This is a genomic window from Bradyrhizobium sp. CAR08 (assembly GCF_052871955.1).
The window spans coordinates 757,915-781,100 of sequence record NZ_JBIXJX010000001.1 but is presented as its reverse complement, the minus strand read 5'-3'; the positions used below and the strand labels follow the sequence as shown (position 1 = coordinate 781,100).

29 protein-coding genes and 1 pseudogene are annotated in these 23,186 nt (G+C 61.4%); 14 read left to right on the top strand and 16 right to left on the bottom strand.

What is annotated here, in order from left to right; translation table 11 throughout:
* Together ACIPUD_RS03665 and ACIPUD_RS03660 are read left to right on the top strand one after the other, a co-directional pair.
* Positions 1–453 (top strand): annotated as a pseudogene (locus ACIPUD_RS03665) (hypothetical protein); the annotation flags it as partial.
* 537 nt (positions 454–990) lie between these two features.
* Complete coding sequence (locus tag ACIPUD_RS03660) at positions 991–2,109, top strand: acyltransferase family protein (RefSeq protein WP_446480133.1); 1,119 nt, start codon at positions 991–993, stop codon at positions 2,107–2,109.
* A gap of 694 nt (positions 2,110–2,803) precedes the next feature.
* Here the strand turns inward: ACIPUD_RS03660 and ACIPUD_RS03655 are convergent.
* Positions 2,804–3,127, bottom strand: a complete 324-nt coding sequence (locus ACIPUD_RS03655; protein ID WP_446480132.1) for a hypothetical protein — start codon at positions 3,125–3,127, stop codon at positions 2,804–2,806.
* Positions 3,128–3,165: 38 nt separating this feature from the next.
* On the opposite strand from ACIPUD_RS03655, the gene ACIPUD_RS03650 reads away from it, so the two are divergent.
* Positions 3,166–3,621, top strand: coding sequence for an Acb2/Tad1 domain-containing protein (locus ACIPUD_RS03650; protein ID WP_446480131.1), 456 nt, complete (start codon positions 3,166–3,168; stop codon positions 3,619–3,621).
* A 189-nt stretch (positions 3,622–3,810) separates the two neighbouring features.
* Here the strand turns inward: ACIPUD_RS03650 and ACIPUD_RS03645 are convergent, their stop codons facing one another.
* From ACIPUD_RS03645 to ACIPUD_RS03635, 3 genes are all read right to left on the bottom strand, one after another.
* Entirely contained in the window at positions 3,811–4,191 is a 381-nt protein-coding gene (locus ACIPUD_RS03645) for an imm11 family protein (protein ID WP_446480141.1), read from the bottom strand.
* Between the two features lie 446 nt (positions 4,192–4,637).
* Entirely contained in the window at positions 4,638–4,796 is a 159-nt protein-coding gene (locus tag ACIPUD_RS03640; RefSeq protein WP_446480130.1) for a hypothetical protein, read from the bottom strand.
* A gap of 23 nt (positions 4,797–4,819) precedes the next feature.
* A complete protein-coding gene (locus ACIPUD_RS03635; protein WP_446480129.1) occupies positions 4,820–5,413 on the bottom strand; it encodes a DUF4261 domain-containing protein in 594 nt (197 codons plus the stop codon).
* Between the two features lie 474 nt (positions 5,414–5,887).
* Between ACIPUD_RS03635 and ACIPUD_RS03630 the strand changes: the two genes are divergently transcribed.
* Positions 5,888–6,088, top strand: coding sequence for a hypothetical protein (locus ACIPUD_RS03630; RefSeq protein ID WP_018454858.1), 201 nt, complete (start codon positions 5,888–5,890; stop codon positions 6,086–6,088).
* Positions 6,085–6,291, top strand: coding sequence for a hypothetical protein (locus tag ACIPUD_RS03625; protein WP_085361080.1), 207 nt, complete (start codon positions 6,085–6,087; stop codon positions 6,289–6,291). Before ACIPUD_RS03630 ends, ACIPUD_RS03625 begins: the two co-directional genes overlap by 4 nt.
* Here ACIPUD_RS03625 and ACIPUD_RS03620 read toward each other — a convergent pair.
* The 6 genes from ACIPUD_RS03620 to ACIPUD_RS03595 all read right to left on the bottom strand — a co-directional run bounded on the left by ACIPUD_RS03620 (position 6,285) and on the right by ACIPUD_RS03595 (position 8,720).
* Positions 6,285–6,554, bottom strand: coding sequence for a DUF6894 family protein (locus tag ACIPUD_RS03620; RefSeq protein ID WP_446480128.1), 270 nt, complete (start codon positions 6,552–6,554; stop codon positions 6,285–6,287). The genes ACIPUD_RS03625 and ACIPUD_RS03620 overlap by 7 nt on opposite strands.
* Before the next feature lie 167 nt (positions 6,555–6,721).
* Positions 6,722–6,970 (bottom strand): hypothetical protein, encoded by a 249-nt coding sequence (locus ACIPUD_RS03615; RefSeq protein WP_085350655.1) that lies wholly within the window; start codon positions 6,968–6,970, stop codon positions 6,722–6,724.
* Between the two features lie 565 nt (positions 6,971–7,535).
* A complete protein-coding gene (locus tag ACIPUD_RS03610; RefSeq protein WP_166517529.1) occupies positions 7,536–7,712 on the bottom strand; it encodes a hypothetical protein in 177 nt (58 codons plus the stop codon).
* A gap of 107 nt (positions 7,713–7,819) precedes the next feature.
* Entirely contained in the window at positions 7,820–8,011 is a 192-nt protein-coding gene (locus ACIPUD_RS03605) for a hypothetical protein (RefSeq protein ID WP_027519295.1), read from the bottom strand.
* A gap of 149 nt (positions 8,012–8,160) precedes the next feature.
* Positions 8,161–8,340 carry a hypothetical protein gene (locus ACIPUD_RS03600; RefSeq protein WP_085350653.1) on the bottom strand — a complete coding sequence of 60 codons (180 nt, stop codon included), beginning with the start codon at positions 8,338–8,340 and terminating at the stop codon, positions 8,161–8,163.
* A 164-nt stretch (positions 8,341–8,504) separates the two neighbouring features.
* The gene (locus ACIPUD_RS03595) at positions 8,505–8,720 is read right to left on the bottom strand and encodes a hypothetical protein (RefSeq protein ID WP_085384813.1); all 216 of its coding nucleotides are present in this window, start codon (positions 8,718–8,720) and stop codon (positions 8,505–8,507) included.
* Positions 8,721–8,966: 246 nt separating this feature from the next.
* On the opposite strand from ACIPUD_RS03595, the gene ACIPUD_RS03590 reads away from it, so the two are divergent.
* Positions 8,967–9,152: a hypothetical protein gene (locus ACIPUD_RS03590; RefSeq protein WP_018454867.1), complete on the top strand. Its 186-nt coding sequence runs from the start codon at positions 8,967–8,969 to the stop codon at positions 9,150–9,152.
* Positions 9,153–9,427: 275 nt separating this feature from the next.
* Positions 9,428–10,714 (top strand): NRAMP family divalent metal transporter, encoded by a 1,287-nt coding sequence (locus tag ACIPUD_RS03585; protein WP_085384814.1) that lies wholly within the window; start codon positions 9,428–9,430, stop codon positions 10,712–10,714.
* A gap of 149 nt (positions 10,715–10,863) precedes the next feature.
* On the opposite strand, the gene ACIPUD_RS03580 is transcribed toward ACIPUD_RS03585, so the two are convergent.
* The gene (locus tag ACIPUD_RS03580) at positions 10,864–11,052 is read right to left on the bottom strand and encodes a hypothetical protein (RefSeq protein WP_085350650.1); all 189 of its coding nucleotides are present in this window, start codon (positions 11,050–11,052) and stop codon (positions 10,864–10,866) included.
* A 167-nt stretch (positions 11,053–11,219) separates the two neighbouring features.
* On the opposite strand from ACIPUD_RS03580, the gene ACIPUD_RS03575 reads away from it, so the two are divergent.
* A complete protein-coding gene (locus tag ACIPUD_RS03575) occupies positions 11,220–12,434 on the top strand; it encodes a mandelate racemase/muconate lactonizing enzyme family protein (RefSeq protein ID WP_446480127.1) in 1,215 nt (404 codons plus the stop codon).
* Positions 12,435–12,440: 6 nt separating this feature from the next.
* On the opposite strand, the gene ACIPUD_RS03570 is transcribed toward ACIPUD_RS03575, so the two are convergent.
* The 4 genes from ACIPUD_RS03570 to rocF form a co-directional block, all read right to left on the bottom strand.
* The gene (locus ACIPUD_RS03570) at positions 12,441–12,737 is read right to left on the bottom strand and encodes a hypothetical protein (RefSeq protein ID WP_018454872.1); all 297 of its coding nucleotides are present in this window, start codon (positions 12,735–12,737) and stop codon (positions 12,441–12,443) included.
* A 102-nt stretch (positions 12,738–12,839) separates the two neighbouring features.
* The gene (locus ACIPUD_RS03565) at positions 12,840–13,382 is read right to left on the bottom strand and encodes a c-type cytochrome (protein ID WP_446480126.1); all 543 of its coding nucleotides are present in this window, start codon (positions 13,380–13,382) and stop codon (positions 12,840–12,842) included.
* Entirely contained in the window at positions 13,369–14,640 is a 1,272-nt protein-coding gene (gene soxC / locus ACIPUD_RS03560) for a sulfite dehydrogenase (protein WP_446480125.1), read from the bottom strand. The genes ACIPUD_RS03565 and soxC overlap by 14 nt, the downstream gene beginning before the upstream one ends.
* A 161-nt stretch (positions 14,641–14,801) precedes the next feature.
* Positions 14,802–15,779 (bottom strand): arginase, encoded by a 978-nt coding sequence (gene rocF, locus ACIPUD_RS03555; RefSeq protein ID WP_026232832.1) that lies wholly within the window; start codon positions 15,777–15,779, stop codon positions 14,802–14,804.
* Between the two features lie 244 nt (positions 15,780–16,023).
* Here rocF and ACIPUD_RS03550 point away from each other — a divergent pair, with 244 nt between their 5' ends.
* The 6 genes from ACIPUD_RS03550 to ACIPUD_RS03525 all read left to right on the top strand — a co-directional run bounded on the left by ACIPUD_RS03550 (position 16,024) and on the right by ACIPUD_RS03525 (position 20,032).
* Positions 16,024–16,308 carry a hypothetical protein gene (locus tag ACIPUD_RS03550; protein ID WP_085361071.1) on the top strand — a complete coding sequence of 95 codons (285 nt, stop codon included), beginning with the start codon at positions 16,024–16,026 and terminating at the stop codon, positions 16,306–16,308.
* A gap of 264 nt (positions 16,309–16,572) precedes the next feature.
* Positions 16,573–16,758 carry a hypothetical protein gene (locus tag ACIPUD_RS03545; RefSeq protein WP_085395299.1) on the top strand — a complete coding sequence of 62 codons (186 nt, stop codon included), beginning with the start codon at positions 16,573–16,575 and terminating at the stop codon, positions 16,756–16,758.
* A gap of 454 nt (positions 16,759–17,212) precedes the next feature.
* The gene (locus tag ACIPUD_RS03540; protein WP_377791748.1) at positions 17,213–18,196 is read left to right on the top strand and encodes a DUF3618 domain-containing protein; all 984 of its coding nucleotides are present in this window, start codon (positions 17,213–17,215) and stop codon (positions 18,194–18,196) included.
* A gap of 11 nt (positions 18,197–18,207) precedes the next feature.
* Entirely contained in the window at positions 18,208–18,888 is a 681-nt protein-coding gene (locus tag ACIPUD_RS03535; protein ID WP_446480124.1) for a hypothetical protein, read from the top strand.
* Positions 18,885–19,301: a phage holin family protein gene (locus tag ACIPUD_RS03530; protein ID WP_085361068.1), complete on the top strand. Its 417-nt coding sequence runs from the start codon at positions 18,885–18,887 to the stop codon at positions 19,299–19,301. The genes ACIPUD_RS03535 and ACIPUD_RS03530 overlap by 4 nt, the downstream gene beginning before the upstream one ends.
* Positions 19,298–20,032, top strand: a complete 735-nt coding sequence (locus tag ACIPUD_RS03525; protein WP_085361067.1) for a hypothetical protein — start codon at positions 19,298–19,300, stop codon at positions 20,030–20,032. Before ACIPUD_RS03530 ends, ACIPUD_RS03525 begins: the two co-directional genes overlap by 4 nt.
* Before the next feature lie 390 nt (positions 20,033–20,422).
* Here ACIPUD_RS03525 and ACIPUD_RS03520 read toward each other — a convergent pair whose 3' ends face one another.
* Complete coding sequence (locus tag ACIPUD_RS03520; protein ID WP_446480123.1) at positions 20,423–23,161, bottom strand: EAL domain-containing protein; 2,739 nt, start codon at positions 23,159–23,161, stop codon at positions 20,423–20,425.
* Positions 23,162–23,186 lie beyond the last annotated feature (25 nt).

Below are 23,186 nucleotides of genomic sequence, written 5' to 3'. Positions count from 1 at the left end.
CTCCCGAAGATGCACGAGCGGTACTTCTACGCGTTCGAGCTTGCGTCGATCGCGCTGGCCTGCCTCAATCCGCGCTATGTGCCCTTCGCGGTGATTGCTCAGGTCGACGGCGTGTTATCCTATCTCGCGTTCGAAAACGGAATCGTCCTGGGCCTGCTGCCGGCGGCACTCTGCAACAGCCTTCTCGTGTACTACCTCGTGCTTGATCTTTGGCGCGGTGAACGTGGATTTCGCTTTCCGAAGCTTGCTTGGCTCGGCTTCATCGCGTCGACCGCGGGATTGTTCTCCTATCTGGTCATCGAAGGGCCCGGTTTGAACATATCGCCCCTGTACCTGCTCGCCACGGGTGTCGTGACAGCTGCGGCGCTGCTGCTCCTGAAAGAGTCGCAACAGGCTCCCACCAGCGGTCAAGAAGCAGGAACGCCTGGCGTTGCGGAAGCTTCGAGCAGCTAGTTAACTTAACCAACGAGACGTTCTCTTAGGTCAGTATCGTCGGTTCGAGAGTATGAGCGTCGTTTCAGGTCTTCCCGAGAAGCGAACAATCGCCGAACCAGTGGATAGGGCTCAAACGGGCCAAAAGGAGTCTTCCTCACACCGCCGGTTGACTGGCTTGAGCGCACCTAAATGTCGGTCCCTGTCATCGCGCCTTAAGAGTTTTGTGTGACTATCTTGGCACGGGCTTGTCCGATGCTGATGAAAGTTAGTGTCAATAACTGCTTTTTTCGGGCTCGGTATTCGCAATGGACGTCGACGGGAAAGCTACGTTCGCGTTCGAGGCGGAGAATTTCCGGAAGGCGTTCGAGTTATTCCAAGAGGACTGGTTCGTGAGGACCTGATGATGACGTCGAGCGGCGTGCCGCTTTGCTTCTCGACGGCGAAGTTGATAGTTCGCAGGGCTGACGAGTCCGAGATTGTCATCTATCGGAACGCCGCACTCCAGGCTCAGACCGAAGACTTGGTCCTAGCATATCTGGTCAATTTAGACCGAGCATGGTTCGTGATTTCATGAAATCCAGCAGTGGCTTATATTTTTCTCGCCTCGATCACATAAGAGCTCTGGCGGCCTACCTCGTTTTCGTGTGGCACTTCACCCATTTAACTACTCAATTTCCGGTGCCGTTCTCAACCGTGCCGCCATTCCCTTTCGCGCTGGTGGAAGAGGGCCACGTTGGCGTTGGGCTCTTCATGACACTGAGTGGCTATCTATTCGCCAAGCTGGTCAACGGGCAGGCGATCAACTATCCCGCGTTCCTTTGGAGTCGAGCAGTAAGATTAGTACCCTTGCTCGCCGGGTGTTTGGCCGCTTGGTATATTCTTGGCAAGCTTCACGTCGGGTCTCCAATTTACTTTAGTCAGATCTGGCGCGGAGTCATGTTGCCGACATTGCCGAACGGAGCGTGGTCAATCACGATTGAATTTCACTTCTACCTGCTGTTCCCGTACCTACTTGCGCTGAGCAACCGCTTTGGGCCTTGTGCCCTGCTCATCGGCACCTGTCTAAGCCTCTGCCTGCGTGCGCTCCTCTGGGTAAAATACGGAGAGGTCCAGCTCGTGGCGTATTGGACCATTGTCGGGGCGATCGACCAATTTCTTATGGGCATGTTCTTCGCAACGGCTGGACTTGGCGTAAAGGCACGTCGCATCCTGGCTTTCACGTGTGGGCTGCTGTTCCTGGTCTTCTGGCAAATATTCGATGCCAAGGGCGGCTTCTTCAACCTCGATGGGGCCTATCCGTCTCCCTCAGCATTGTGGATAATAATACCGTCGGCGCAGGCCGTCGCCTTTGGCAGTTTCGTGGCGTGGTACGACAACTCAGGAATAAGCGTTCCTCCAAAGGTTGATCTCTGCCTTCGCAAGGTCGGAGAGTGGTCATATTCGATTTATCTCCTGCATTTTTTCCTGCGCGAAGTCTCGATACCCCTCATCGAAGACCGTGCCGGCCAAGACGCCAATTTTTGGTGGGCACTCCCAGCTGCTAGCGTGCTTTTCGCGGCATTCGCACCGTTGGCGGGGCTGTCATTCGAGTTCTTCGAGAAACCGCTTCTACGACTGCGGAAGGCCTACATCGTGCGATCTAAAACGGGTTCGGCGGCGCCGCATACGCATTGAAATCCTGTCCGCTACCTCAGGGGCAGCTATGTCTGAGGTCTGCTATGGGTCGATTGCGTTGCAAAACTCGAAAGTTGCAGGCCTCAAGATTTTTCGCGAAAACAATACGGTTTGCGGGAGGCCGTGAGGTCCCTCGCATCTTGTTAGCGAAAGTCGCACCTCCGGCCCGTAGAATTTGGTCATCGGCTGAAAAAGGACTTTTGCAACAATATCGGTCACTTGTCGCCATCTCGCAATCCGCCGCTGACGTCCGATAAGCGCCCTTAACGGACTCCAGCCGGCGGCGGTGGCCTGGCTCCGCCTCATTGAGCCTGGGAGATCGTGCGTTTCCTGGGCCAGCCGATCAAAGCGGGCGGCACACCAAATCCAATGATGACCAGGATTATCGCCCAGTTTCGCGGGATGTAGCCTTCGAAGACAAGTATTCGAGCCACGACCACTAAAAAGCCCGGCACCAGCTGCAGTCCACTGCGCAGGCGTCAGATCGAGTCCTTTGTTGATCGGCAACCTCACGGCTATTTTCTTTCCGAGGGCGGTCCCGGTGAGATCCTCGACTGAAGTTGCAGACTAGTGGTTCCTGGCGCTTTCGTCGACCCGATGGCCGCGGTGCGGGCCTATCTCGAGGCGGAAAGGTCTCCTGAGTTCACAAACGAAGTGCAACACTTCCATCTGGAGGTGTTGCCATGGGGCGGACTTACAAACAGCTCTCCTTGACGATCGATGCGAGATTGCCCGCCTTTCGGCCAATGGCAGCTCGGTCGGGCCCGTCTTCCGCGAAGTCGATTGACACGGCCCCGTCGGCGCCCAGTCCCACAGATCCGTCGCGCGGATCGCGAAGCCCGATCGTGGCCGCCGGCCTCGGCGAGGCGGCCTTCTCCGGACATTCGATGCGCGCCGGTTTCATCACGTCGTCGTTGGATAATCGCGTCGATCCGCTGCTGGTCAGAAGTAAGTCCGGCCCAAGAAACTCAAAACGCTGGTGATCTACGACCGCCGCGACAACGAGCTCGAAGATCATTTCGGCGGTGACTTCCTCTAATCCCACGAGAGGCAACCATGAACGCGAAGACGAACGCCAAGCCTCCGGAGATGCGGGCCGATCAGGCGCCGCCGGCAGACGCAAGCGAGGCTGTGACCGAGCTGGGCGGCGTCGAACTCAACGACCGCAAGCGCCCGCGCATAGGCGAGATCAGGGCGGCCGAGGCCGCGTTCCTCGATCTGATCGCCTTTCTCGCGCCCAATGGCAACCCGATCCGCGAGCTCGACCTTTCCAAGACCAAGGTCGAAGAAGCCGCCATGTGGGCGTCAAGGGTGTGGTCGCGCAGTAAAGGGTTCGCACCCGTCTGTTCTGGAGGCATCATGTCAAACCTCTATCGATCTGGTATCTCCGCTTCGGCGAGCTTCCTTCGCCAGCATTCCACTCCTTTCAGGGCAGTCGCTGCTCCCACTCTCAGGGGAAGAGCACTGCAAGAACGCCGTCGACGAAGGCCTGACACTCAGCGTGCGTTTTGAAGGCGCCCTTGTACTTGCCGAACAGGAAAACCGTTCGGCCGTGTCCCTTTCCGAAGAAGTATTGGCCCACGTGCTGGCCGCTACCATCCTTGAGTTCAATGGTTAGGAGGCTCTGGGCTGATTTGAGGTCCGTTTCGGGTAGCTTAATCTGCACGGTATGTGTCCCCAGGATTGAGCTGCCCCGACAGTTTAGTATGGCCTGCACTGACTATGCATCAGACCGGCCGACTTGCAGGCATCCTTCATGTCTTGATCGCATACGACGTCAGCCTCGCTATGAGCCATACGAAAGATATGCGCTTTGCCGACTGCAGCCTCTGTAAAGATCAGCTTGGAGCCAAGCATGGTCAAGTAGACCTTCTTTCCAAATTTGAGGGAGCGAGGATCGTCCTCAGTTCGGATGGTCAAACGCGATTGCGCTTCATCAAGTGCATCAAGGACGCGAACAACATCGCAGATCCAATAGTCCGGGCCATCGTAGCTACCATGCGGCACTCGCACCGTGCATTGCACAAACACAAAGGCCTCCGGATCAAGCCACTCCAATACTGCTTTTGTCCGACCCGAAATGAGCTACCAGCCGTAGTAGGGCTCCAGGTCAATTGGCAAGCTGCCAGCCGATTTATCAAACACGAACCGCGCAGGCGCGGTAGAAGCCGGCAGACGGAATACCCTGTACGGAGGAAGGATACTTTCGTCCTCGAGCCAATCCCCCCTTTGCCTCCCACGCTGTAGTAGGGACCCAGTTCGTAAAAGCTGTGGTTTCGCGCTCTGGGTCGTTTCGCAATAGAAACTGCCCTATCCGCGCCCCTGACTACGTCCCATTGAACATCATGCCCATCGGGGCACGACGAAGAACGGCCATCAACTGCCAACAAAAAAGCCCGCGGCAACCCCCGCGGGCTCGATCCAAATTCATCTCGATCATGCCATTCTGCCAGTGTTTTGCCCGACGTGTCAAATGACGTATCCTGAATGGGACGCGCGCAACTCTCTCCGCGTATCGTTACAGTCAATTATGCCGAACCATCGGTACAGAAAAGAACGGGCAAGCCTTCGAATCGATCGGAGGCCTGATAACGAGCCGAGAAGCGCTCGCGCGAGTCGCGACCAAACGTATCGCCGTCTTTGACCACAAGCCCGTGCTCAACCAGATAGACGGCAAGACCGTCCACCTTATTGACCAGCGTGGGAAGTGTCAGCTTGTGGTCTCGAACTCGATTTCACGCTCAGCGAATGCTGACAGCCCCATCGTTACCGCTCCGATGCCTGTCTTTGATCGGAACGGCAATATGTCCACCCACAGTGAGGAAGGATAGTCTGGATACGGCGCAAACGATCGGCTGGACATGTCCAACCATAGATCGGCGGATCGTGCGACCTTGCCATTCCATACAACAGCGCAACATTCCGGCACCGTCGCAATCAATGCGCCGATAGCGGCAGTCGTGAGACGAGCGGCGGGCAACGGACGCTGATTTTGGCCAAGCACAGAGACGATCAGATGCCCTCGATGTCGCGCCGCGGCCGCCTTGGCCTGCGGCCATGTCGTGGAAGCGCGCGACCACAAGCCGGGATCGTCAGGAATGGGCGCCGGCATCGACATGACGGCAACAAGCTCGTTGCCACAGCGAATGAGCGGCGAGTTTGCCTGAGCCTGTTGCGCGTCTCCATTCTCTGCAACCTCAGTTGCCAGTTCAGGATGTCGAGCGCGGAGGGCCTTCGCAAGCGCCGCCATGTCCGGCATTGCCGGCGTGTCCGAAAGGACCAAAGCGAGCAGTGAATTGCTCATCGGCTACCCCGCACAAATTTTGGGAGCGAGATCAGATACACTGCTCTTCGCCCCGAGGTGAATTTTTGCCTTGCTAGATCAAACGCGAACACTGTCAACTCATCCTCTCGCCCGCATCGGGTGGCGAGCCACACGCACGTTGTTCTGAAATCTTCTCGCGCGTGACGATGACATCGGCTTTGCTGCACTGAGCTGGGCAGCGCTCGAGCCGGCGCAGAGACCACACATTCCACGCTGATCATCCGGCGCGTCCCTTCCCGCGCCAGCTCAGCTCGCTTCTGTCCAAAAGTGAACATTGCCTCAACTTGAGTAACCCGCTCAAACCACTGAACCTGCTCTCGCAATTTAATCCACCGACATATCATATGATATGTCTTCTTCTCAGACGACGGCTGTAAGCTTTATCCATTGGCATCTGCCGGTGATGAGAACGCCCAACAGCGCTCCCGCCCCACGCGAACGAGGGAGACGTGCATGCAGAAGCGACGACGATTCAAGCAGACCACGACACTCGACGAACGGCTCGCCGCGGAGGCCGCGCGGCTGCGCGAGGAGGCGCGCACGCTCGCGCCGGGGCGCCGCCGCGAGATGCTGCTGCGCCAGGCGCGGCAGGACGAGACCGCCATGCATATTGCCGCCTGGCTGCAATCGCCAGGGCTGAGGCCGCCGACATGACCCAGCAATATCGCGCTTACCTGGTCGGCGACAACGGCGTCTTCCGCTCCGCCGAAGCGTTCGAGGCCGCGTCGGATGCGATCGCCCTCACCTTCGCGCAGCAGTTCACGCGGCACGGCAAGGTCGAGGTCTGGCAGCTCGGCCGCAAGATCGCCGTGCTCGAGCCCGAGTCATCCCCGCCCGGCGTTCTCACGCGTCAATGATCGCGTGATGCCGCAGGCATCCTGAAGGTCTCGATCGCGAACGAGAACTTGACCTGCATCACGGGACCCCTGGCATCGCGAACGTCGATCGCCATTGTCTGCCTGCCGCCCGCGGCAGGCGCGGAGAGGATAGCATCGCGCGCCATGTCCGCGACCGACTTGGCGGCCTCCGCCTGAACGGCGCGCCAGCTGGCCAGCTCCAAGCCTTCCTCGTCGAGCGCTACACCAGTGTCGTCGCGCAGATCGAAATAATATCGGGGCATTGCAGCATCCTTTGCCCTAATAGGTCTGAAGCGGACAAAGGTTTCCGGAAGTCGCGAAAAAATCTATGCGGGATCAATGGGTTCCGGGAACTTCGCGGTTCCCTCCTGCCGCGTTCGTGCCTCTTCAGGAAGCCGAAAGCGACAGGGCGAAACGACATTCGGTCCCCTCACTCCTCCGCAAGCTTCCCGACGATGTAGGCATCCACCGTTTCCGCGAACGAGCGCTGCACGCCCACCGCAGTGCCATGCTGGTCGAGCGCGTCGCGCTGGAGCACGCGCAGGCCACGGCCGCGCATGCACACCGGCGCGGTGTTCAGATATTGATCGATGGCGCCTGTCGCGAGCGGGATGGCCTTCGGGTCGCCCCTTGCGATCAGAAGCCGCAAGAGGCTCTGGCATTCGGCCAAGCCTGGCATGGGATCAGCGCCTCACGCCTGCCGCGATTTCGCCGGCCGCTTGACCGGCTGGGTGTGGGTGCCGAACAGAGCCAGCAAAAACGCGACTTCTTCCTTCGAACCAACCTGGATCATGATGATCTCCTTTTCGCTAGGTTGGTCGGACGCAGCCGGCGGGGCGTTCGAGACAATCGGGTTTCAGAACTGTTTCAGACGTGTTTCATCGGGGCGCGCGATGTCCACGCTCGCCTGAAATAGGAACAGCTTTCGGGATCAAAAAGTTATTCGCGCGTCGGTCCGGATGCACGACCGGCGCCCCCCACGGCCTCAGCTCGCCCCCCGGGCTGGGGCCGTTTCTTTTCGACGCCTTAGTTTCGGCTTTGGCTTTGGCTTTGGCTTTGGTCTCGCCCGGGCGTCTCCCAGAACAGCTTGTTGCACTGGGAGCACCGAAAGATGGCCATCGCGCCGTCCGGTGAACTCACCGCGTCGATGAATGTCATGGGTTTGTTGCACGCAGCACAAATTGGCCGCTGCCTGGTGTCTTGATCCGCCATGCGCGCAAACGCGGGAACGGCGGAAGAGGTTTCTATCGTTCTGGAGGTTCAGGGTGCCAGATCTTCGGAACTTGCTGCTGAAGCAGTGAGATCGATGCCGCGATCTGCTCCCGCGAACGGCGCAGCAATTGTCGTGTCGTTTGGCTTGCATCGAGCTGGTGCATTTTCTGCCGGTCGAGATCCGTCTCGAAGTCCTCGCGGGTGAGCATGACAAGCTCCCGTGTTGCTGCCCATTCGCAGAGTACGTCGAGAGACGATTGAGGACCGTTCATAAGTGAACACAGGGCGGGATGCCCGCCTTCGACCCAGCTGGTCTTCAGGGTCCGCGCTTCTGCGTGACGAGGCGCAGCGCGATGCCGTGCTGCCACGCGCGCACCCTCACCGCGGCTTCACTGCGACCAAGTTCGCCCGCGATCTCGTCCGGCCGCCAACCGGCTTCGGCCAACGCCTTCAGCCGCTCGTGCTCTTCCGCTGTCCACTTCTTCAACAACGGGTAGCGTGATTGCATGGTCGGAAGCTGTCTCGCCTTGCGTGATCGGTGCAGGCGACAAGTGAGCGAAACAGGCGAAGTTCCTATCCGACATTCTTATGCGTTGTTTCCATGAGATCTACAGCGCGCCATCCCGCAAGCGGGCCGACCCCGAGGACGTGCCTCGCTCAGATCCAGACGTCCTCGCGGCACGAATCGCACCGATAGATCAGGACCGAGCGTTCGCGCCTCACGTCGAAGATCGAGGTCAGGCAGCGCGTGCCCCTCTCGCATTTGGGGCACGCCGGCCCCGGCTCGTAATATTGATCCGGCCGCGTTGCCGGGCCTGCTTGCTGTTCACTGCTCATCTCATCCCTCGTTGGAGGATTGAGTTCCAAAGTACCAAAGTGGACATTCGTTCCTATCACGCGGGTGGCGCTTCTGATGGAAGCGACGGCCTACGACGCCCCATGATCGCGCGCGCGGATCATCGGCTTCGTCCTGAACCATCAAGCGGGTTTGCCCTGAACGATCAAACCGGCTTGCTGTTGGCGGGCTCTCCCCGCAGTTCATCCAGGCTCTCGACGGTGCAGATGCGCGCGGCGCGGCGGGCCAGTTCGTCGTAGTTTTGCGCCACCTTGCGCAGCACGTCCCGCGTCTCGCGATATTCGCAATTGTCCGCCTTGGTGCGAAATTCTTCCGCCCGCATCCGCCAGTACCGCGGAGGGTGCATCCGCTCGGCGCCCATGGGCCCCTCCCCTCGATTGGTCTGTTCGTGTTCGTTAATGGAGAGCGCGTCCAACAGTTCCCGCGCAGATGTTCTGGCCCCGATCACACGTCCAGATTGCGGCCCGCGGGGACAGCATCTCCCGGGATTGGTCGACTTTAGTTCAAATGCAGCAGGGCGGGTTCGCCAGGATGCAATTGGTTCGCGCCATGCTGGACAATGACCCCTGCGACCAACGCAATCGGGAAAGGGCCGGAGAGATCATCGATGTATTACGTCGCCGCCGCGCTGCTGGTACTGTCGGGACTGTTCTACTCCGCGAGCCATCACGAGATCGGCTCGTTCGGCGTCACCATGTGCACCTATGGCAGTGCGTTCTGCAACAACCCGCTGATCGTCTTTGCCGGCGCCGCGCTGGCCGGCGCCTGGGGCATGTTCGTCAGCATCAAATAGTCCCGACCGCACGCGCTCAGGAGACAAACGTCTCGCCGGTGTCCGTGCGCGGGTTGCGCACTGGCCGGCCATCGCAGTCCGGTCGCGCTCGGAATGCGTGCAAACGCTGCACCGGGTATTCTTCGATGATGCACTTATACAGGTGTTTTGCCCGACGAGTCAAACGAAATTAGCTTTATCAGAAATCAACGAGGCGCGCCTTACCCGCAGCCCGGGAACCTTGTTCCCTCATTAGCATTTGTGAAGGACGCGCCCCGACCGAGATCCCTCCTGCCATGACCGACGATGCCGTCAGCCCCACGAAATCCGCACCGTCGCTGTTGCAGAGGCTGGGGCCGGGTCTCGTCACCGGGGCCGCCGACGACGATCCGTCCGGCATCGCCACCTATTCGCAGGCCGGCGCGCAATTCGGTTACGGACTGCTCTGGACGGTATTTCTGACTACGCCGTTCATGATCGCGATCCAGCTCGTCAGCGCCCGGATCGGCCGCGTCACCGGCAAGGGGCTGGCCGCCAACGTCATGCAGATCGCGCCGCGCTGGGCGGTGCTGTCGCTCGTCGCCATGCTGGTCGCCGCCAACACCTTCAACATTGCCGCCGACATCGCGGCGATGGCGGAGGCGCTCTCGCTGGTGATCGGCGGTCTCAACCACGAGCACGCGCTGATCTTCGCGGCGGGCTCGACCCTGCTGCAGGTGTTCCTGCCCTATCGGCGCTATTCGCCGGTGCTGAAATTCCTCACCTTGGCGCTGTTCGCCTATGTCGCGACCGCCTTCACCGTGAAGATTCCGTGGAGCACGGCGCTGCTCGCGGCGGTGTGGCCGAAGACGAATGTCAGCGCCGACTATTTCATGATGGTCGTCGCCGTGCTCGGCACCACGATCAGCCCGTATTTGTTCTTCTGGCAGGCCTCGCAGGAGGTCGAGGAGATGAACCAGGGCAAGCGCGACAAGCCGCTGCGCGAGCTGAAGCGCGGCGGCAGTCTCGAGCTGGCGCGCATCCGGGCCGACACCCTCTCCGGCATGCTGCTCTCCAACGGCATCGCCTTCTTCATCATCCTCACCACCGCCTCGGTGCTGCACGCGAATGGCGTCACCAACATCAACTCGGCGACGGAGGCCGCCGAGGCGCTGCGGCCGCTCGCCGGCGACTTCACCTTCGCCCTGTTCGCGATCGGCATCATCGGCACCGGCCTGCTCGCAATTCCCGTGCTGGCGGGCTCGGCCGCTTACGGCGTGGCGGAGATCTTCGGCTGGCGCGCGACGCTGGAGGCGAAGCCCGACGAGGCGGTCGGCTTCTACACCATCATCGCCGCCGCCACCATCATCGGCTTCGGTCTGGGGTTCACCGGGATCGACTCGATCCACATGCTGGTCTGGAGCGCGGTGCTCAACGGCATCGTGGCCGTTCCGATCATGGCCATGATGATGCTGATCGTCTCGAGCAAGGCGATCATGGGTCGCTTCAAGGGCCGGTCATGGCTCGTCGCGCTGGGCTGGCTCGGCACCGCGTTGATGGCGCTGGCTGTGCTCGCCCTGCTCGGCTCGTCATTGATCGGCTGACTAGCCTTTGCCTTGCGACAAGACTGCCGAGATCTGCGAGGCGATGATGAAGGCCGCAAACACGGCCGGCACGCTGATGAAGCGCAGGAATTGGTCGATCGAAAGCATCGCTGTCTCCCCCAAGACAAAAAACCTATACGCCCGCCGCGCTATTCCACCCCGTGCGCGACGTGCTGATCGGCCGTCAGAAACTGATCTGAAATGGCGGCTCCACTCATCGTGAGCAGCGCCAGGATCGAAATCACAGCCAGAAATCTCATGGCCGGAGGGTCGATCCCGATTGTGGCCAAAAAAGTCAGAGCATGGCGCCTTTTCAGGACGATCCCGGGCAAGATCATGGCTGTCCCCACCAGATTCCCCGCGTTTCTCGATAGAACGTTCGGAAGGGGCTTCCCTGCACACCTCGCCAGGCTTCACTGCGCAAGGCCGTTAGCCTAACAATCGTGGCTGGACCCGGGCTTGCGCCCGCCAAAGAAAAAAGCCCAGCCGGGCAACAGGGAGCGACATGACCAAATCGTCGAAAGCAACAAGTCTCGAAATTCTCGCCTGCGACGCCGGCTGGAGAAACTACCACTTCGTCAAGCTGACGACCGAGGACGGCATCGTCGGCTGGAGCGAGTTCGACGAAGGCTTCGGCTCGCCCGGCGTCGGTGCTGCGATCCAGCGCCTGTCTGCCCGCGTCGTCGGGCAGAACGTTTTCCGGCACGAGCGCATCTACGCCGAGCTGTTCGCGGCCACCCGCCCTGCCGCCGGCGGCGTGGTGGCGCAGGCGCTCGGCGCGATCGAGAATGCGCTGCTCGATGCCAAGGCGAAATGTCTTGGTGTGCCCTGCTACGAACTGCTCGGCGGCAAGATCCGCGACGATGTCAGGGTCTATTGGTCGCATTGCGCAACGTGGCGGATCAATCACCCGTCCTGGTACAAGCCGCCGATCGAGAACCTCGACGGCGTCAAGGCAATCGGACGCGAGGTCCGCGAGAAGAAGTTCACCGCGCTCAAAACCAACATCTTCTCCTATGATGACGGCAAACCGACCGGTTGGCGACCGGGCTTCGGCTCGCCCTTCGCTCCCGAGATCAACGTCGATCGCAAAATCCTGCGCGATCTGCGCATGCATCTGGAAGCGATCCGGGACGGTGCAGGCCCCGACGTCGACATCTTGCTTGACTGCAACTTCAACGCCAAGACGGAGGGCTATCTGGAGATCCTGCGCACCATCGCGGACCTCGACATGTTCTGGATCGAGATCGACAGTTTCAATCCGGAAGCGCTCGGTTACATCCGCAGGCAAAGCCCGCATCCGATCTCGTCCTGCGAGACGCTATTGGGCTTGCGGGAATTCCTGCCCTATTTTCGCGAGCAGGCCATGGACGTCGCGATCATCGACACGCCCTGGAACGGCGTCTGGCAGTCGATGAAGATCGCAGCCGCCGCGGAAGCGTTCGAAGTCAACGTTGCTCCGCACAATTTCTACGGCCATCTCTGTTCGATGATGAACGCGCATTTCTGCGCCGCCGTGCCGAACCTGCGCATCATGGAGATCGACATCGATCGCCTGGCGTGGGACCGCGAACTGTTCACGCATGAGCCCGACATTCAGAACGGCCATCTGGTCATTCCGGACCGGCCCGGCTGGGGCACCGATCCGAACGAGGAAGCCCTGCGCGCGCATCCGCCGAAGACCACCGGCGGATTGCTCAACTACGGCCGCAAGGGCTAGAGCGTCTTACGGCGTCACTGGATTGACGGTTGGGGACGTCTTCGGCCCCGGCCGCTCCGGCTCGATCGGGGAGTGCGGTTCGGTCGGGAGAATTTTGGCACCTGCGGCCCGCGCGGCTTCACCCGTGGTTGCGTACATCGCAACATGGGCGGGCTGCGTCTTGGCCCGATTCCATGGTCCGTGATCGACGATGAGCATCGCAGCAATCGTCAACGCGGCCACAATCAACGCGATTACGCCGGGATGGCGAAGCGCTGAGGACATGGAGTTTGCGAAGCGATCCGTTGCCATCGTGGAATCCATAGGCTTTTCCTCTCACAGGTTAATGCAATCGCGTCCTGCGAGTTCCGCCCTTGGCCAAGGCAAGTTCCAAGCCGATACGGGAACCTGGTCGCCCCAAGGCGCTCAGTGTTTCACATCCGGCCGCGCATCGCCGACGAACCGGTCGCGGTTCGGCATTTTGACAGCCGCAAGCGATTTGGCATCGAGCGTCGCATCCGCTCCGACCAGTCCATTCAGGTTCAGGATGTAGGCGGACACCGCATAAACCTCTTCATCGCTCAACGATTGCGGCGCGTTCTGCGGCATCGCGCGGCGGATGTAGTCGAACAGCGTCGGCGCGTACGGCCAATAGCTGCCGACCGTGCGGACCGGCTTTGGCGTTGCGATCGTGCCCTGCCCACCGACGAGCCGGTCACCGAGCCCGCCCTCGCCTTTGTCGCCATGGCATGATGCACATTGCTGCGCGAACACCTCGCGCCCTTGGCTCACCGAGCCGCTTCCCTTCGGCAGATTGCTGCCGTCGCGTCCGATATCGATATTCCAGCCCGCGATCTCCGCAGCCGTCGCGGGGCGTCCGATGCCGTACGAGGTCTGCGCCTGCGCTCCGCTCGGGAACGTACACAGCACAATGACGACAGCAATGCCGCAAGTCTCACGCCAGCGCATTGGTCACCTCGCCGTCAGCCCCGATGCGCCAGGGCCAGATCGCGTTATTGTGGTAGAAATAGTTCTCGCCGCGCACCGCGAGCAGCTCGGCCAGAGTCGGCTGCACATAGCCGGTTTCGTCAATGGCACGGCTCTGGATCACGGCAGGCTTTCCGTCCCACTGCCAGGGCAAGCGAAAGCGTGTCAACGCACGCGTCAGCACCGGCTCCTGCAATTGCGCGCTTTGCCAACTCTTTCCCTCGTCCACGGACATCTCGACGCGCGCGATCTTGCCATGCCCGCTCCAGGCGATGCCCGTGATCTCGTGGAAGCCGGGCGCGCTCAGACGTTGGCCGCCCGAGGGCCGCGTGATGATCGACTTCGCCTCCATGTAGAACGAAAATTCACGCGCGGTGCCGTCCGGCAGCAGGTCTGTGTATTTCGAGGTCTCCTCGCGCGAGTAAACCGGCTCCGCAGTCACATGCAGGCGCCGCAGCCACTTGACACTCATATTGCCCTCGAAGCCCGGCAGGAAGAGCCGCAGCGGATAGCCCTGCTGCGGACGCAGCCGCTCCCCGTTCTGGCTGTAGACCAGCATGGCGTCCTCGAGGCATTTCTCGATCGGGATGCTGCGCGTCAGCGCAGCCGCGTCGGCACCTTCGGCGACGATCCATTTGGCATCCGGCTTCAATCCGGCCTCCTGGAGCACCAGCTTGAGGCTGACGCCGGTCCATTCTGCACAACTGACCAGACCCACGAGGTCCGACGCGGTCTTGCCGTAAGGCTTGCTGTAGCCGGGATTGCCGGAGCATTCGAGAAAGTGGACGCGCGATTCCGACGGGAAACGCCTGAGATCATCCATTGTAAAAATCAGCGGGCGCTCGACCAGCCCGTGCAGCATCAACCGGTGCTGGGCCGGATCGATGGTCGGAACGCCGCCATGGTGCCGCTCGTAGAACAGTCCGTTGGGCGTGATGATGCCGTCGAGCTCCTGCAATGGCGTACGGCTGGAGGCCGAGATGTACTGCTTGAGCGTCTTCGAGATGTTCTTGACGACGCCCTTCTCGAACGGTGACGGCGCGCCGTAGGGCTGGCTTCCCATCGGTTCGCCGGGCGCCTTCATCCATTCGGGAATGTTGGGTGGAAGGTTGTCGGTCTCGGCGGCAACCGATGCGCGGGCGCCCAGGACGGTACCACCCGCCACCGCAGCACCGCCGCGCAGAAAGCGGCGGCGAGTCGTCCCCGCGGGTTTATCGTCGGCATCGAACGTGCGGCTCATTTGCGGACCCTCGGCTGAAGCGCGACCCGCATGAAACATTCTGCGACGAGCATTTGCAATTCGCACCTGTTTCAAAAACAGGCGATTTCCATCTGGACTGATCTAAATCCGGTGGCGGCGACGGCGGTTATCTTCTTCGCAATGCACAAACGGCTCGTCCGTCACTCGCCCGGCGCGATCGCATTGCTCGGGGTCGGCCGGTCGGCGATCTGCTGGCCGAACAGGCTGCCGATCAGTTCGACCGCGGTACGCGCGGTGCGGCCACGCTCGTCGAGAAACGGATTGAGCTCGACGATGTCGACTGATCCGACCACGCCGGAATCGTGCAGAAGCTCCATGATCAGATGCGCCTCACGATAGGTCGCGCCGCCCGGCACCGTCGTGCCCACTCCGGGTGCGACGCAGGGGTCGAGAAAATCGACATCGAAGCTGACATGCAGCACGCCGTTGCTAGCCCTGACGCGCTCGATGACGCGGCGGATCAGCACGGCGACGCCGAACTCATCGATCTGGCGCATGTCGACAACCCTGATCCGGCGCGTGCGCATCAACTCCTTTTCGAGCTTATCGATTGAGCGCGCGCCGAACAGGTCGAGCCGATCGGGACCGATCGGGGCACGGGGATCATCGCCGAGCAATCCGTCGAGGCCGGGTTCGCCGCACAGGAATGCCGCCGACATGCCGTGCATGTTGGCGGTGATCGTCGTCTCCGGCGTGTTGTAGTCGGCATGTGCATCGAGCCAGAGCACGAACAGCTCGCGTCCGCGCTCCTGCCAGTGACGCGCCATGGCATTCACCGATCCCATCGACAGCGTGTGATCGCCGCCGAGAAAAATCGGCAGCGCGCCGGTTTTTGCGATCTCGTAGCCTCTGCGGCTCAGGACGCGCGTCCAGCGCTGAATTTCGCGGTAGTGATTGGCCTTGTCTGGGGGCCTGTCGGCGAGGTCCCGGAGCTCGGCCACCGAGAGATCGCCATAATCGACGACCTCGAAATCCAGGCTCTCGAGCAGTGTCGCAAGGCCGGCGGTGCGGAGCGCCGCAGGGCCCATCAGGGTACCGCGCTGCGAAGCCCCCATGTCGATGGGAGCGCCGAGCAAGGCGATGCGCCGGGCTCGATCCGTCGTGGTCCGGTCGGTCACAGCTGTCTCCTGAGATCAGCAAGGTTGAGCCAGCCTAACAGAGATTCGCATCCGTCGTTTCACGGGGGGCGGTCCGCGCAGGGGCGCATCATCTCGGAACAAAAGCTTGCGCGCCGAATTGCTCATTCAAGGCCGGTACCCGCCGTAAAAACCACGGCGCCTGTCGCGGATAGCCAAAGGTCAAGCGACCCGCTGTTCAGAACGAGCGCTCGCGCGGATAGCCAAAGGTATCGGCCTCCGTCACATGATCAGCCTGGAGGTCGCGCACTTGAGCACGGAGATCCCGCAGTCCCCCTCGCATCCCGGCATGGCCGAGCGCGCCATCGACGCAGCGACGGACGTATCCCACACTGTCGGCGAGATCGCAGGTGGCCTTCATGCTGCTGTCGACCGCATAACCTCCGCAATCGACGACGCACGGAAGCCTGGAAAACCCCTCGCGACCGTCGCCGCAATCACGCGCGAAGCACCGCTTGCCAGCCTGTTCGTTGCTTTCCTGTTCGGCGTCGCCGTGGCACGTCGGCGCTAGAAGGACATCAAACTTTGCGCCACTTCGGCTTGGCGCCTGAGAGCTTCCGCGCAACGTCTTTAGCGTTGGGAGGCAAATAGCGCTTCTAGGAGTGCCCTTGGCGTACTTTCGGAAAAATACCCAGCAGGCGTGTCCCCGTCGGTCGCCGCAGAACAGGGCGACCTGCAGCGATTGGATCATCATCGCAATGAGAGCCGGACCTCCCCTCACTAAACCCATCCTAATTGTCGCGCGATAGGCAGCGGCGTTTTCGAGTGCCGCAGAATGATTGATCCGCACCAGGTGAATACGATTATCTCCACGACCATTTGCGCATTTTTTGCACATCACCCAGACGCAAAAATCGGAATTGAAGAAGCCAAGCTGCTCGCGAAGCAAATTGCGGATGCTCTCAACGAGGCGGGACTGCAGATTTCTGCCCCCGATACGGCGAGTCCAGAAGCTGACTAGATGCCGCTGGGCGATCGTCCAGAGCTCATGTGCGTCACTCTTCCTGACCGGAATCGGCTGACGTTCAGCTGGTTCGTTCCTGGCGCTCAGCCAGTTGGGTCCTCAATCACAGCTCCGACTCTTTCGATCCTCTTCGGCACCAGAATTGAGCTGCTTATGACAAGAAGGGCTTGCAGTAGCGGTGCACACCACGGACGAAGGTCGACGCCCGGGCCGCACGTGGGGTAGACCATAAGGCCACCTGCGCCCGTTGGCTGATATCTACTCCTATCGCAGCTGCCGCTAATGGCTCCTGAGTTGTATTGCGGTCTCGACTTTGACGAAGATCAGGTCGCGCTCTCGCCCATCCCAAGTGCGCTCTGTGGATCGAATCCACTGCGAAGCGGGTCATAGGAACAATTCAAAAAACCGTGAGTTTGAATACAAGAAATCCGAAAAGCGAGAGAGGGATGCGATGAGGCGGTCCGTGGAAGAATTGAGGCGTGAATCCGAGCGAAGTCGCGCTGAGTTGGCCGCTACGGTCGATCGGCTGAAAGAGCAGGTCTCGGAGACGGCCGAGGACATCCGCCATAAGGTGTCGCCGCAGCACATCAAGTCGGAAGTATCCGACTATGTCACCCACACGACAAAGAGCTGGGTGGACGGACTGAAACAGCAAGTTATGGACAACCCGATGCGGAGCGTGGCCGCCGGGACCGCCGTGGCGGTTCCACTCCTACGCTTAGCGCGTGGTGTCCCCTTGCCGCTTTTGATGATCGGTGCCGGCTTGGCGCTCACCTCGAAAACCGTGCGAGACCGCGCCGCCGAGGTTTCCGGCCCTGCGATGGACAAGGCGAACGAGGTTTTCGAGGACATGGCGGATCGAGCGCGCGCCATGCAAGGCGATCTCAGGGATCAACTATCTTCCGCCCGCAATCAGGCCGCGAGCATGGCCGACGAGGCGCAAGATTCGACTGCCGGTCTCGCGGCGGATTTACGCGCACGGGCCTCCCAGGCCGCCGAGACGATTGGCGAGAAGCTCAAGAGCGGGGTGGATGCGGCGAAGGACAGTGCCTCCGCAGCTAAGGACGCTGCCGGAAGGGCGCCCGAACAAGCTCGCGCGATCATTAGCGATAATGCCGCGCTAATCGCCGGTCTTGGGGTGGCGATCGGAGCCATTATCGCAGCCGCTCTTCCGGAAACCAAGGTTGAAGCCAAGGCAATGGGCCAAACGAGCGACGGCGTGAAGCGCGCCGCTGCCGAGGCCGCTCAATCGGGGTTTGACGCGGCCAAAGATGCCGCAATGTCGGCAGCCGACGCGGCAACAAGCAGAGTCGCTGAGGCCGGCCTTGGTGAGCATGCCAGCCGCATGACTCAGAACCTCGCTGACTCCCTCAAGACAGCCGCGGACGACGTCGTCGGAGCCGCTTTCAATCCCTCCCGCAATTCCAATACCTGAAGGAACGCACCATGAGCGATCTAGACCTGAGCAGAGGCACGAATTCAAATGAAGAGCGGAACGCGGGTTCTCCGAAGAACCTGAAGGACCAAATGGCGGAGGCTGGAGCGACTGTGAAGCAGCGGGCCGACGAGGCCTTCCGGGCAACCGCTGACATCGCCCAGGACAAGTTCAAGGAAGCCGGGGATGCGGCCAAGGACCTCGCTTCGGGGACCATGGACCAGATTCGCGGCCAGGCACGCGAGCAGCAGCGGACTGGAGCCGAGTTCATTGAGCGACTTGCCGGCAATGTTCGGGAAGCGGCTCGCGCCTTCGAGAGCGATGTGCCTTTTGCCGCCCGCGGCATCAACTCCGCCGCGGACTATGTTGAAGATACCGCCGAGAAGATCCGCAACGGCAGCTTCCGCGATCTCCTCGATGGCGCAACCGATTTCGCGAAGCGTCAGCCAGCTGCTTTCCTCGGCGTCTCGGTGCTCGCCGGTTTCGCCGCCGTCCGCTTCTTGAAGGCCTCCGGCGGTGACTCGCCTTCATCGCGACCTGGAACGAACAGTGGAACGTCCTCGACGCAGGGCAACGAATGGCGCGGAACCACGTCTTCCGCCAAGGCCGGTCACGCATCAATGCAGGGCTCATCGGCGCCCGGCAACAATCCGCAGCGAACAACGTCCTTCAAAGGCGGCAGCGTGTCATGACCATTCAGCATGATATCGAGACAAGCCAGAACGATCTTCGGACCATCTCCACGCTGGTAGCCGAAGCGATGGGCCAGTTCGCCAAGCTGTTCCAGAACGAGATCGACTTGGCCAAGGCTGAACTCAGCGACAGAGCGCAGAAGATAACGGGAGCAGCAGGCCTCCTTGCCGGTGGCGCTCTCCTGGTGATCCCTGCCCTTGTGATGGCGCTGTTGGCGCTGTCCGCGGCGTTGATCTCCGCGGGATGGTCTCAACCGCTTTCCTACCTGACATCCGCGATTGTCGCTGGCGCCATCGCGGGCGTGCTGTTTGCGGTCGGCATCAACCGGCTGGACGCCCGTAATCTTGCGCCGCGGGAGACCATCCGGCAGCTCGAAAAGGACAAGGACACTGTGAAGGGAATGGTCCGATGAGCAGCACGCAAACTGGCTTTTTCGATAGTCTGGTCGCAGCGGCCAAGGAAAATCCCCTCGCCGCCGTCCTTATTGGAGGCGGCGCGCTGTGGCTTATGGCTGGTGACGACAGGATCAAGGGCGCGGCTCGGTCCACGGCGGCTGCCGCGTCCGGTGTGGTCGATGGCGGAGTGAGCACGATGCGGACTGCGGCATCGGCGCTCCAGCGCACTGCGGCGCCTCCCACGGCGCCCGAAATGGATCACGTAGGGTCACTCGATGGCGACGATACGTTGCGGTCAGCCAAGGGCGCCGCATCCAGCGTTCTGTCAGACACCGCCGACAAGATGAGGGCCCAGTTTGAGAGCGGCGTAGAGATGGTGCGGGACGGCTTCGCCAAAGTAGGCGACCAGGTTCCGGGCGGCGAAGCCGTCTCAAAAGCAAAGTCGTCGTTGTCTGATATGCTCGAAAAGCAACCGCTGGTGCTTGGCGTCGTCGGCTTGGCCATCGGCGCTGCAGTCGCAGGGGCATTTAGAGCAACCGACATCGAAAATGAGTATGTCGGAGAGACCAGCGATGCTGTGAAGGCCGACCTGAACAGCCGTGTTGGTGCCGTCTCGCAGGCGTTGCGCGAAAACTCCGACACGCTGTTGGCAGAGGTTTCCGATACCGGCGGCGAGGCTCTGGATCGGATCAGGCAGACCGGGATCGATGCAGTCGAAGCAGCCCGTGAAAAGGCCAAGTCGTCCTGATGTGCTTTGGCCACGAAGAGTCGTCGCGGCGTCCGCGGCGACTCTTCCGAATTATTCCGCGTAAATCAGTGCATCATCCAGGTGCCCAGCTCGCGCTCCCCGATTCGTGATCAGCGCGCCTCGTAGCAGTAGATCCGCTTCGGGGATGCTGTGCGCGCTGTCGGTAAGAACAGCTCCTGGTCATCGCGATGACCGCTTGTGGTCACAGTGCCAAGATCTCAACGTCAGCAACTCTGGTCCGTCATGCCTTGATAAGCGGATCTCTTGGGAGGGGCCGACACTTCGCCGATAAGCCAGATACGGAAGATCGATCAGCTTTCCGGTTTTCCCGTCAGCGGCCGTCCTGCGACTTGAGCGATGTCGCGGGAACCTTCATCGAAGCTCAAGTGTTCAGGCGGCACTGACGGCGGCGCACTCGGCTGCGAGGAATTGCCGCTCGAATGCTTCCGCCGGCATCGGACGGCCGAAGAAATAACCCTGGCCTTCCTCGCATCCCATGCTCACCAGGAAGTCGGCCGTCGCGCGATTCTCGATGCCTTCGGCCACGACTGTCAGTCCGAGCTGTTTGCTGAGGCCGATGGTCGACCCGACGATCGCGGCATCGTCGGAATCCGCGAGCAGACCGAACACGAACGACCGGTCGATCTTGAGCCCGTCGAGCGGAAACTTCTTCAAATAGCTCAGGCTTGCATAGCCGGTGCCGAAATCGTCGAACAGGACGCGGACGCCGAGCTGCTGGATGCGTTTGAACATGTCGAGCACGCGCGCTTCATCATGAAGCAGGATGTCCTCGGTGACCTCGAGCTCGAGCAGCGACGGCGTGAGCCCCGTCGCTTCGAGCATCCCCGCAACCGAATGCGCCAGATCGCCGGAGTGCAACTGCGAGGGCGACAAATTGATCGCGACGCGCACTCTGTCGCCGGACAATTCCCAGGCGCGTGCCTGCCGGCAGGCGGTCTCCATCACCCAGTTTCCGATCCGCTCGGACAGGGCCGAGCTATTGACCACCGGCATGAACTCTCCTGGCGAAACGTAGCCGCGCACGGGATGCCGCCAGCGGATCAGCGCTTCGGCCCCGACCAGGCTGGCGTCGACCAGGCGAACCTGGGGCTGGTAGAACAGCTCGAACTCGCCGCGATCGGCGGCAAGCGCCAATTCACTCTCCAGCGTCAGCCGGTTCTCCAGCTCCTCCCGGATCGCGCTCTCGAAGATCACATGGCTGCCCCGCCGGGTCAGCTTTGCCTTGCTCAGAGCGAGATGGGCATTGCTCAGGAGATCGTCGGCGTTGTGCCCGCCTTCCGGATGGATGGCGACGCCGATGCTGATTCTGACGCGATGCTGCCGCGTGCCGGTCGCAAGCGGCGCTTCGAAGGCGCGCGCGATGCGCTCGGCGAACTCTGCGATTGGCGGGTCGCCATCGGCGCCTTTGCGCGCAATGGCGAATTCGTCTCCGCTAAGCCGGGCAACGACAGCGCCGCGCGCCTCGGCTCTCAGGCGACCAGCGACCGCCTGCAGCACGAGATCTCCGGCCGAATGACCCAGCATGTCATTGATGCTCTGGAAGCCGTCGAGCCCGATCACGAGCAGGGCGACCTCGCAAGGGCGCTGCCCCGCATCCGCGATCATGCCGACCAGCCCTGCATGCAGCGTGTTGCGGTTGGCAAGACCGGTCAGTGCGTCGTACTCGGCGAGATATCTGACGCGTTCGGCCTCACGCTTGCGGACCGAGATATCGCGCAGGATGGCTCCGTACTGGAAGCCGTCCGTTCCCTGCCAGCCCGAGAAGCTCGCCTCGACCGGGAAAGTTTCACCGTTCTTGCGCCGCCCTTCGAACTCGACGACGACCGCCCCGCCAGGGACCAGGAGGGCCTGGCGCGCGGCGTCGCGCATGGACGGCCTCGCGTCACCGTCCACCGACACGGCGCACAGCGTTTCGAACGGGCGGCCGATGATCTCGGCGGGCATATAGCCGAAGGTCGCACTGGCGCCGGGATTCCACACGGTGATCAGCTGACCTTCGTCGGTGCAGACGAGGCCATCGCCGAGCGACATCGCGATACGATGAAAGCGGCTTTCGGCGATGCGCCCCAAGAGACCGCGGAAATCGATTTCGTCGAGTGCGATCGCCGTCAGATAAGCCACAATCGCGATGTGGAACAACGATGTGTCGATGATGAAGGGCCATCTTGCTTGCACCAGGACCGCCAGCAGCTCGAAAACCGCCCCGGCCGAGATCAGGATTGCGGCGCGAATTCCCGGTCCGAAGCGGCGCCACGAATACACCATCAGCAGGCAGATCCCAGCGAGACCCAGGATCATGCCGGTATCGGAGGTCCAGCGCAGCATCCGGTTCTGGAGGATCGATTCCGCTGCCAGCGCCTGGAGGATGGGTCCGGAGATAATACGGCCATTCGGAACGCTGAAGCGGTCGCCGAGCTCGAGCGCCGTCGCTCCAATGATGATCTTCTTGTCTCTCAGCTTGTCCAGAGCGGCGGTTTCGCCGCGGAGCACGTCGACATAGGAGACACTCGGAACCGAGTTCGCCCGAATGCTGAAATCGATCAGGAAAGGCGGCCGCCGATTGGCGTTCTGCCCGGCCAGCACGACGGCCATCGACGGCATCACGGCATCGCCGAGCTTCTCGCCGAACGGATAGCGGCGAACGAGCCCGTCGGATTCGATCGCGACATTGACCAGCGCCGGCCACGACTGGTTGCCGAACGGCTTGAGGGGGCGATTGATGTGAGCTGCGCCGCCATTCGGCGCGGGCTGCTTGAAGGACGGCAGGATGGTCGAGCCGCCGGCCTTACGCAACGCGTTGACGAAAGCCTCGTCGGAGGCGGGATCGGATGGCGAGCTGAAATCGACGTCGAAAGCGACGTCCTGCGCCCCCGCGGCCTCTAACCTGTGCAACAATTCCGCGTGCAGCCGGCGCGGCCAGGGCCACACCCCGATCTGGTCGATCGAGGGCGCGTCGATGGCCACCACCACGACGTTGCCGCTCGCGGCACGCGGTTGCCATGCGAACCGCAGGTCGGTCAGCGCGTTGCGAAGCGCACCATGCCACCCCGTGGACAGCACGATCGCCAGCGCGGTCACGACTAGAATATGCGGACGATAGCGCGTCACTCCGATCCTCCCGCGCACCTGCTTC